This window comes from Hydrogenivirga sp. 128-5-R1-1 (genome assembly GCF_000171895.1).
The window spans coordinates 1-1,694 of sequence record NZ_ABHJ01000261.1; the positions used below are offsets into that span (position 1 = coordinate 1).

2 protein-coding genes are annotated in these 1,694 nt (G+C 27.9%); both read right to left on the reverse strand.

What is annotated here, in order from left to right:
- Nucleotides 1-283 precede the first annotated feature (283 nt).
- Nucleotides 284-955 (reverse strand): hypothetical protein, encoded by a 672-nt coding sequence (locus tag HG1285_RS02645; RefSeq protein WP_008289078.1) that lies wholly within the window; start codon nt 953-955, stop codon nt 284-286.
- A gap of 13 nt (nt 956-968) precedes the next feature.
- On the reverse strand, nt 969-1,694 hold a 726-nt coding region (locus tag HG1285_RS02640), incomplete at its 5' end, for an HNH endonuclease family protein (RefSeq protein ID WP_008289079.1).

Here is a 1,694-nt window from a genome sequence, read left to right on the forward strand (position 1 = left end):
CTTTTAGTGTAGATTTTATTTCTCCTTTTCTAAATGTTGTGGCATAAACTAAAAGGGTTATTAACTCGCTATCTGAAAATTTAGGCTTATTTGTTTTGTGTTTATGTCCTATCAACTTTAATACCTCGTCTACAATTACATAAACTGTTGTTATATAATCTTTATATGTCATTGGTTTTCCTCCAGTGGTTTTTATCTTTATTTTGCCACTGGAGTTTTTTTATTTAAACTTCTCTCTTAAATTGGAAACTAAGGTTATTTTAGTTTAATTTCCGAATTGGCGTTAGATTATATTTTCTGGATTTAATGTTTCTTTCATAATTGAGACTATATTTTCAACATCTTCAAACTGGTTTTCATAAGATATTTCAATATGAATAAATATTGATTTGATAGGTTTAGATATATTTTCATTAATAAGATTTTTAAACTGGTTTAAGCTGTCTGGATAAGTATCATATGAGAAATAATCAATTTTTCCATAGTCGTTCTTAAATAAAAACTGGTATATATCATTTGGGTCAATACATATAAGTCCTGGAATGTAAACACTTCCGATTAATAGTGCTGGTATTTTAAGAAGCTGGTTCTCGTCCTTTGCTTTGAAGGTATAGACTTCTTTTTCAAACTCTAAGGGGGGATTATTTAAGGTTATAAGCAAGATTTTGCTTTTGTTTTCTCTTGATTTGTTGATAATTTTTCTAACTGCATTCTTCTGCCAGTTTTCTTTAAAGTTGGTGATAACGAAAATTATTTTATCTTTTTTATAAATCTTTAAATCTTCAAGATTAAAGTTTTTGTCTATTTCATGTATTAAATCTTGGTTTTTAGGATTATTTAAATCTTTTTTTAACTGCTTTGCATATCTTCCTGAGTTTTCTTCAATAATAAATACTTTAAAATCCGTCCAGCTGTGTTGTTCTGTTTGGGGTTCTATTTCTGATAGTACAGGCATGATGATAACCTCTTTAGTTTTCTAAAGAATTCTTTAATAACTCTATCATTTCATTGTGGTGGGTTTTGCATTCTTCAGGCGTCCATTTGTCATATTTGCTATAAACCAAAAGCATTTTTAGGCTTTCTATAGTTCCTCTCTCTAACTGGTTGGCTATTAAGTTTCTTTTTTCATTAAAAGACTTGTCCAATAAAGATGAATTAAGATGTGTGCTTATAAGGGTTAAATTACCAAAGCAATCTATATTGCATTTTTCACTACATTCATTATCTTGTACTTCTTTCCATTCGTTAGCCCTACTTTGAGCCTGAATATGCTCTATTGAATTTTTACGGGTTAAGCGGTAAGTATCTTTAATTTTGGAATAATCAAAATTTCCAAATGGATATTCTAAACCTCCATCTCCTTTATTTTTTGAAACCTTAAAATATTTATCTTTTTCTTTAAATTCTTTCCACAGCAAATACTCAAGTTTATAAAACCAGTAATGCTCTGTGGATGTTCCATTGTTTAGTTTTTCTTCTAACTTATTCTTAATATTTTCTTCACCTAAATTTGCATTTTCGTGCTTATAGTTTTTATCTTTTGTTAATTCCTTAAATACCTTTCTTAAGTCTGTAGTATTATTTAATCGTTCTAAGGATAAATCTTTATCCATTTTCTCTAAAAAGATAATAAAGTTTTCATAAAAGTTTCCATTTACTTCTTTATTTTCCTTAAGTTTATCATAAATCCATCT

Excerpts from the sequence above, each read along its gene's own strand:
- HG1285_RS02645 (WP_008289078.1), bottom strand. The coding sequence starts at position 955 with ATGCCTGTACTATCAGAAATAGAACCCCAAACAGAACAACACAGCTGG.